Genomic DNA, 7,765 nt, shown 5'->3' with positions numbered 1-7,765 from the left:
CCCCCCGCTCGCCCATCCCCGAGAACGCTCTGTCGCCGAGCCCTGCCCCCAAGGCGGCCCCCCGAGCGCGGGCCGCCACTCTCCGGACACCGCCGCCTAGTGGGCCGCTCCCGCCTGCAGGCCGCGGCGCAGCGGAAGCAGGAAGACCAGCAGGAAGACCAGCCCGAGGACCGTCACCTCGTAGTACAGACCGGTCCGCATCGAGTCCGAGAAGTGCTGCTGCCTGGTCTTCGACAGGTTCTCGCCCACCAGCTCGACCACGGCCGGGTTCCCGGTCCGCTGGGCCTGGGTCATCAGTGTGGTGCAGGCCGGCTGAAGCTTTCCCGGGTCGTCGGCCGACGCCTGGTCGGAGAAGCAGGTGACCATGGAACGCTCGAGGGCCTGCGCGGTCTGGGCCGACACCGCCGCCTGCCGCAGCTCGGTCCGGAACTCCGGCATGGAGTCCCGCACCGCCGCCGTCGCGTTGCCGCTCAGCAGGCCGAAGAAGATGGCGCCCAGGACCGCGACGCCCACCGCGTTGCCCGCCTGCCCGACGGTGGTCTGCACCCCGGCGGCGGAACCCGCGCTCGGCCCGACCGCTTCGGCGAGCACCACGTCGTTGACCGTGGTCACGATCATGCCGAGGCCGAGGCCCACCACCAGTCCGGCGGGCGCGAGCTTCCAGAAGGTCAGGTCGTGCGGGTGTGCGTGCAGCGTGAACATCAGCGCGACCATGCCCAGGGCCATGACGACCGCGCCCATCTGCAGCACGATCTTGCCCAGCTTGGGCAGCAGCGGGATGGCGATGCCGGACGCCAGCCCCGTACCCAGCGCGACGGGGAGGAAGGCCATACCGGTACGCAGCGCGGACCACGCGTAACCGGCCTGCAGCTCGACCGCGAGCACCAGGAAGAAGGCGGAGACACCGGCGAAGCAGGTGAACTCGACGAGCAGGCCGATCCCGAAGGAGCCGCCGCGGAACAGGCTCAGGTCGACCACCGGCGAGCCGCCGCGCCGCTCCAGCCACCGCTGGTGCCGCCAGAAGAGGTAGAGGACGGGCGCCGACAGGGCGAGCAGCGCCCAGATCCACCAGGCCCAGTCGGCATCCCTGCCCTGCACCAGCGGAAAGATCACCAGGGCCACCGCGGCGGTGCCCAGTGCCGTCCCCCACAGGTCCAGGCCGGGCCGCCGGTCCGACTTCCACTCCGTCACCAGCAGCCACGCGCCGACCGCGGCCAGCAGGCCGATGGGGATGTTGATCAGGAAGATGGCCCGCCAGTCGGTGCCGAACAGGTCGAGGTGGATCAGCACACCGCCGATGAGCGGGCCGGCGATGCCCGCGAGCCCGGTGACGCCGCCCAGCGCGCCGAAAGCCGCCGCCCGGTGCTTGCCGAGGAAGGTGACGTGGATGATCGACAGCACCTGCGGGAACATCAGAGCGGCGGCGAGCCCCTGCAGGAGGCGGAACAGCACGATCGTGGTGCCGCTGGTCGCCGCGGCGCACAGAACCGAGGCGCCGGAGAACAGCAGCACCCCGTTGACGAAGACGCGGCGGCAGCCGTAGATGTCGCCCAGCCTTCCGCCCGCCACCAGGCCGGCGGCGAAGGTCAGCTGATACCCCGCCAGGATCCACTGCACCTGGGCATAGCTCGCGTCGAGTGAACTCTGGATCTCCGGGGACGCGACCGTCACCACGGTCACGTCAAGCAACTCCATGAAGGCGGCGAGCAGGATGACCGCCAGCCCCAGCCACGCGCGCCGCGACGGCGCCTGCGGATCGGTCAGGGGGGCGGGAACGACCGCTCCGATACTGGCATCGCTCACGAGGACTCCAATGTCTCAATACTTCGCATCCTAACGAACTGTTTTTTACCCGGCCACTCGTCCTCGGCCGGGCGCCTCCCACGCCGGGATACTCTTTTGGGTGACGGGCGAAGAGCGGAGGCAGCGGTGCGGAGGCAGCAGCAGAGCCCGGCTGGGCGGTCGGCGACGCCGGAGGCGGGGCCCGCCTGGCTGCATCGGAGCATCGCCCCGAAGCTGCGCCTCGCAGCCAAGGAGAGCCGGACGTTCTTCGAGGCGGAACTGGGCAGGTCGGGTGCCACCTTCGCCACCTGGACGATGCTCGCCACACTGAAGAGGGAGGGGCCGATGATCCAGCGGGCCCTCGCGCAGTACCTGAGCATCGAGGGTCCGACGCTCTCCCGGCACCTGGAGACGATGGAACGGCGCGGGCTGGTGGTCCGTACGCGCAACGGCACCGACCGAAGAGCCGCCACCGTGGCGCTGACCGCGGACGGCGAGAACATGTACGCGGAGATCGAGACGGTCGCGCTCGCGAGCCAGCAGCGGATGCTGGCGGGGTTCAGCGACGAGGAGGTCGAGCAACTCGGGAAGCTGCTCGACCAGATCCTCAGAAACGTTACTTCTGACTGACGGCCGGCCGGGTGACGGCCGGGGTCAGCGCTCCGCCGAGCGGATGGCGCCGCGGCGGTTCCGGATGGGGCGGTCCGGCCTACGCCACCCCCTCGGGCGACCTCGGGCGGACCGGCCGGCCGCGGGTGGGTGCCGAGCTCAGCCGACGGCGGAGCCTCTCTTCCAGCGGGTGTTCCAGGAACCGGTAGAAGCCGGCCGAGACGGCCAGGGTGATGGCCAGGCCGAGCAGGGCGTACCCGAGGTAGCCGGCGCTGGGCGCCAAGGGGTCGGTGAAGAAGTCGGCCACCTCCCGGCCGGGGTTGGCCGCGAGGGCGACCGGCAGCAGCACGGTGAACTGGAACAGGTAGAAGGCGTAGGACCACTGGCCGAGCCGCACCAGGGGCCTGCTCCGGAGGAACGACCGGCCGCCGTCCAGGTCGCGCCCCGCCAGGGCGGCGATCAGCAGGGCGAGGAACGGGGTCGCCGCCGCGTCCACGCCGTCGAAGAGAACGGCGCTCCTGAACGCGTGTCCGCGCAGCAGCCACAGTACGGACAGCGGCACCAGCAGAGCCGCGCACGCGGTCCGTACCGACACCGCGCGCCAGCCCCGGCGCATCGCGATCGCCACGGCCATGCCGATCAGGAACTGTGGCACCCGGGAGACAGGGGAGTAGAGGGCGAAGACCGCCGGGCCGTATCCGTCCAGGCTCGTCACGTGGCGCGTCGGGGGATAGGCGAACCACAGGGCGACGCGCACCGCCCAGACCACCGCGACGGCTCCGGCGACCAGCAGCACCAGGCCGCGCGCCCGGGTGGCGGTCAACCGCCGCATGGTGGCCGGGAAGAGGCCGTAGAAGAAGGCCTCGCAGGACAGGGACCAGGTCACCGGGCTGGCGCCCAGGAGGATCCAGCCGGGCACCCAGGCCTGGACGAGCAGCACCGCCGAGAAGGAGATCAGCAGCAGGTGCGCCACCGCGGGGCCGCCCTCGGAGGTCGCGGCGAAGACCGTCGGCAGGGCGACCGCCACGACCAGCAGCGGCCACACCCGGGCGAACCTGCGCCCGTAGAACGCCTTCGCGGTGTCGTCCGCCGTCCAGTTCCAGGCCAGCACGAAGCCGGACAGGATGAAGAAGAGGGACACCCCCGACTCGCCCAGCGAGAACAGTCCGCGGGTGTGCGGCAGCGGAAGGAGGATGTTGACATGGGAGAGGAAGACCCCGAACGTGGCGAACCAGCGCAGGCCGGTCAGTGACTCCAGTCTTGCGTCGCCGGCGACCGCGTCCGTGTGACCGTCAGCTCTGATGTCCCGGACCGGCATGTGCTTCATACGAACCCTGCCTCACGGTGGGAAGCGTCTCCGTGGTGTGCGGGTTCATCTCACCAAGTGGCGGTGAAGCGGTCGTCAAGCCCCCGAAAAGCGCGGCCCGCGTACGTGCCGGCGTACGCGCGTCCGGGGCTCGCGCGCGCCGCCTCGCGCCCGCCCGGCGCGGCTGCACGCGGTGCACCGCAGCCCTGCCGCACGGTGGCGGGAGCGGTGGTCGGCCTGGTGGCAGGCCGAAGCGTCGAAGCGACGGCGTTACAGCGCGTCCACGGCACCGGCCTTTCAGCCGGCCGCGGTGTGAGTGAGGGTCAGGCGGACGCGGTTGAGGTCGAGGAGGGGTGCGTCGAGGCGGGTGCTGCGGGGCGGCCTGGTTCATGAAGAGCAGGACGACCGCCCGGTCCAGCCGGGACTCGTCCGCCTCGTAGCCGAGCCCCGTCTCCCGGGCGATCCGGCCGAATCCCGGCCGTCGGACTTCAGGCGATACGCCCTGGCCGGGCGGGCAACTCCTTGCTGTGGTCGGCCGGCCACCGGCCTCGGTGCGGTCGCAGACCGCCCCAGCCGGGTGCGGCGGACTGACGACCGACGTGACGGTAGGAATTCGGAACTCTGCTTTCATGTATCGGAAATGGACCGGCAATGCGACCGCCCCAGTATTCAACGAAATGTTGAAATTCCGTTGAGGTGCGGCGCCGCGGTGCCCCGCAGCTCAACGGCCCGCCCCGTCGCAGGCAACGGGGCGCGGGGATCGTGCGCACCGCACCCAGCGCAGCGCGAGTCCTCCGCGGGCCGGGCAGGGGCTGCCATCTGCGGCTCCCTCGGCTTGCCTTCCCGTCGGCCGGGCCGTTCCGCGACCCGCAGGCGGCATGCTCGGCCACGTCCTCGTCCGGGCCGCCCAGAGGCGCGGGCGCGAGGTCCATCCGTTGCCGCGGACCGTCGCGCTACTGTTCCTCGTCTGCTTCGCCGTCTCCCGATCCAGCGGCTGCCGGCTGCCGGGCGTCGGCCGGCGGTCGCGGTCGACCGCCCCGTACTCCCGCTGCCCTGGCAGCACCACAACAGGATCAAGAGGACAACCGGTCATGCCGAAGAACATCCTTCTCGTCGACTGCGACACCGGCGTCGACGACGCGCTCGCACTGCTCTACCTGCTGGCCGACCCCGACGTCGACATCCGGGGGATCACCACGGTTTTCGGCAACACCACGTCCGCCACCGCGGCGAAGAACACCCTGCGGGTGCTGGAACTCGCCGGGCGCACCGACATCCCGGTCGCCGTCGGCGCGTCCGCCACGCTGCTCGGACACCAGGTCGCCACCTCGTCCCACGTCCACGGCGACGACGGCCTCGGCGGCACCGGTCTGCCGGAGCCGGTCACGGCGCCGACCACCGAACCCGCCGCGCAACTCATGGTGCGGCTCGCCCGGGAGAACCCCGGCGAGCTGCACATCCTGGCCACCGCACCGCTCACCAACCTGGCCACCGCGCTCCTGCTGGAACCGGGGCTCCCCGCCCTGGTCAAGCACGTCACCGTCATGGGCGGCGCGATCGGTGTGCCCGGCAACGTCACTCCGGTCGCCGAGGCGAACGTGTACCACGACCCGGAGGCCGCCCGCGCGGTGCTCGCCGCCGGCTGGCCGGTCACCCTCGTCCCCCTCGACGTCACGATGGACGAGTTGCTCACCGAGGAACTCGCCGGGGAGCTGGCCCGGCACGGCGGCCGCACCACCTCCTTCGCCGCCTCGGTGCTCCGCCACTACCTCGACTTCTACGAGCGCAACGTGTTCGGCGTACGCGCGGCGGCCTGCCACGACCCGCTCGCCGCCGCCATCGCGGTGGGGGACGTCGTACCCGTACTGGCCCCCGTCGTCCCCGTCGACGTGGAGACCGGCCACGGCCCCGCTCGCGGCATGGTCGTCGCGGACCTGCGCGGCCGGTACCGCGGCTACCCCGCCCGCCCGGACGCCGCTGTCCGCGTCGTGCTGGAAACACCGCGTACGTTCGCCCGGCAGCTCGTCGACCGCCTGTGCCGCGGGTGAGGACCGCCCGCGCCTCGGGCGGCGGAGCATAGGGTGTCGACCGTGTGGAACCGCAGCTTTCTGATCCTGCACGGTGTCGAGAACCGGCGTCCGGCCGAGCACTGGCAGTACGACCTCGCGCAGCGGCTCAGGGAACACCGGGAACAGGTGTTCTATCCGCAGTTGCCCGATCCTGACAGGCCGGTACTCGCCGACTGGACCGGGGCGATCGAGGCCGAGCTGGCGATGATGCGCGGGGAGCGCATCGTGGTCTGCCACAGCCTGGGCTGCGTGGCCTGGCTCCACGTCTCGGCGCGGGGCGGTGGGGCGCCCGCCGCCGACCGCGTCCTCCTGGTGGGTCCGCCGGGACCGGCGGCGTTCTCATGGGAAGCGATCGCCGGGTTCACCCCCGCGTCCCTCGACCTGACGAGGCTGAAGCTCGCCGTGACGACGCCTCGGCTGGCGTGCTCCGAGAACGACCCGTACTGCCCGGAAGGCGCCGCCGAGGTCTTCGGCCGGCCGCTCGGTTGCGACGTCGACCTGCTGACGGGCGCCGGCCACGTGTCCGTCCCCGACGGCTACGGCCCCTGGCCCTCGGTCCTGGCCTGGTGTCTCGACCCCGCCGTGCGCCTGACCGCCAAGCAGTAGGCCACTCGGCGGAGGGCCGACGCCCGAGCTCCCGGAGTGGGCGGCCGGGGAACGAGGCCGCCCGCGGAAGGAGCAAGGAGGAAGACCGACCAAGGTCGTCGCCGACCGATCGCGGACCCCTGGCCGGGCGCTCCTGAGGCCTGCGCATGCATCGAGGACGCCGGTGTCGAGGTCGTGGACGCGCTGAGCCTGGAGGTGCCCGACAATCTGGCGGTCGCCCGCCTCGACCCCGACGACCTGCGGAACCACTGGCGGCGTCTCGACCTGGCCGATGCCGACGCCCTGGTGCTGTCGGCGTGCGTGCAGATGCCGTCGCTGCCGGCGATCCAGCCGGTCGAGGACGAAGCAGGTCTGCCCGTGCTGTCGGCGGCCACTGCCACCGCCTTCCGCATCCTGACCGAACTCGGCCTGCCGACCGTCGTCCCCAACGCCGGCCGGCTGCTGAGCGGTCGGTTCACGGCACCGCGATGATTTTCGGTCTTGCATCCGGGCTGGGTGTCCAGGACGCTGTGGAGCGGCTCTGTTGATGTTCTGGGAGGACGGATGACGCGCGGCGGGCCGCTCACGGAACCGGCGCCCGGCAGGTCGGCGCGCACCCCGTCCGACGGCACTCCGCAGCCGGGACCCGGTCGCGGTCTCCGGGCGGTCCGGAGTACTGGCCGAGGTCGAGGCGCGGCCCGCGTGCGGGGTGCACCCCGTGGAGCGCGCGATGTCGGCTGAGGAACAGGGCGCGATCATCGCCGCACCTAGGTGTTCGGCTCTCGGCCGGTCTTCCTGCTCACTCCTTCCGCGGGTGGCCTCGTTCCTCGGCCGCCCTCCAGGAGCTCGGGCGTCAGCTTTCCGCGCCCCTGTGCATCGACCTCGCATCACCGCCGTCGACCGAACCCATGCCCCGACCGCTGAGATCGCCGGCGTCGCCGGAACGGCCGCGGTGCCGACCACCTTCGGCTACGACATCGACTCCGCCGTGGACGCCGTCGCCGTCGGCCACCGGCTGCGGCGGAACAAGCCCTGGGCCGCACTCGACCGCACCAACACGGACGGAGTACGAGCATGACGAACACACCGCCGGTCACCCTGGACGATGTCCGCGACGCCGCCGCGCAGATCAAGGGCGTCGCGCACCGCACCCCCGTGCTGCGCTCACGGACCCTGGACGAACTGGTCGGCGCGGAGGTCCATCTCAAGTGTGAGAACTTCCAGCGCATCGGCGCGTTCAAGTTCCGCGGCGCCTACAACGCCGCCTCCCGGCTGCCCCCGGAGCAGGCCGCCAAGGGCATCGCCGCCTACTCCTCGGGCAACCACGCCCAGGCCGTCGCCCTGGCCGCACGGGAGCTGGGCACCACGGCGGTCATTCTCATGCCGGAGGACACCCCGCGGTCCAAGATGGACG

The 7,765-nt window shown here is 71.9% G+C and carries 8 protein-coding genes; 6 read left to right on the top strand and 2 right to left on the bottom strand.

The window, feature by feature from the left end:
- Positions 1 to 96 precede the first annotated feature (96 nt).
- Positions 97 to 1,803, bottom strand: coding sequence for an MFS transporter (locus VIW71_RS13450; RefSeq protein ID WP_331622391.1), 1,707 nt, complete (start codon positions 1,801 to 1,803; stop codon positions 97 to 99).
- Between the two features lie 126 nt (positions 1,804 to 1,929).
- On the opposite strand from VIW71_RS13450, the gene VIW71_RS13445 reads away from it, so the two are divergent.
- Complete coding sequence (locus VIW71_RS13445; RefSeq protein WP_331622388.1) at positions 1,930 to 2,412, top strand: MarR family winged helix-turn-helix transcriptional regulator; 483 nt, start codon at positions 1,930 to 1,932, stop codon at positions 2,410 to 2,412.
- Positions 2,413 to 2,491: 79 nt separating this feature from the next.
- Here VIW71_RS13445 and VIW71_RS13440 read toward each other — a convergent pair whose 3' ends face one another.
- Positions 2,492 to 3,718: an acyltransferase family protein gene (locus VIW71_RS13440; protein WP_331622386.1), complete on the bottom strand. Its 1,227-nt coding sequence runs from the start codon at positions 3,716 to 3,718 to the stop codon at positions 2,492 to 2,494.
- A 1,070-nt stretch (positions 3,719 to 4,788) separates the two neighbouring features.
- Here VIW71_RS13440 and VIW71_RS13435 point away from each other — a divergent pair.
- The 5 genes from VIW71_RS13435 to VIW71_RS13415 all read left to right on the top strand — a co-directional run.
- Positions 4,789 to 5,745, top strand: a complete 957-nt coding sequence (locus VIW71_RS13435) for a nucleoside hydrolase (protein ID WP_331622384.1) — start codon at positions 4,789 to 4,791, stop codon at positions 5,743 to 5,745.
- 33 nt (positions 5,746 to 5,778) lie between these two features.
- Positions 5,779 to 6,372 (top strand): RBBP9/YdeN family alpha/beta hydrolase, encoded by a 594-nt coding sequence (locus VIW71_RS13430; protein WP_331622383.1) that lies wholly within the window; start codon positions 5,779 to 5,781, stop codon positions 6,370 to 6,372.
- Positions 6,373 to 6,408: 36 nt separating this feature from the next.
- A complete protein-coding gene (locus tag VIW71_RS13425; protein ID WP_414720743.1) occupies positions 6,409 to 6,843 on the top strand; it encodes a hypothetical protein in 435 nt (144 codons plus the stop codon).
- Between the two features lie 379 nt (positions 6,844 to 7,222).
- Complete coding sequence (locus VIW71_RS13420) at positions 7,223 to 7,429, top strand: hypothetical protein (protein ID WP_331622382.1); 207 nt, start codon at positions 7,223 to 7,225, stop codon at positions 7,427 to 7,429.
- The coding region (locus tag VIW71_RS13415) for a pyridoxal-phosphate dependent enzyme (protein WP_331622381.1) at positions 7,426 to 7,765 on the top strand (340 nt) is incomplete at its 3' end. The genes VIW71_RS13420 and VIW71_RS13415, both read left to right, overlap by 4 nt.

Origin of the sequence: Streptomyces sp., from assembly GCF_036524955.1 — a bacterium.
GTDB lineage: Bacteria > Actinomycetota > Actinomycetes > Streptomycetales > Streptomycetaceae > Actinacidiphila.
Note: the sequence above shows the minus strand (reverse complement) of the source record. Positions and strands in the feature narration are given on the sequence as shown.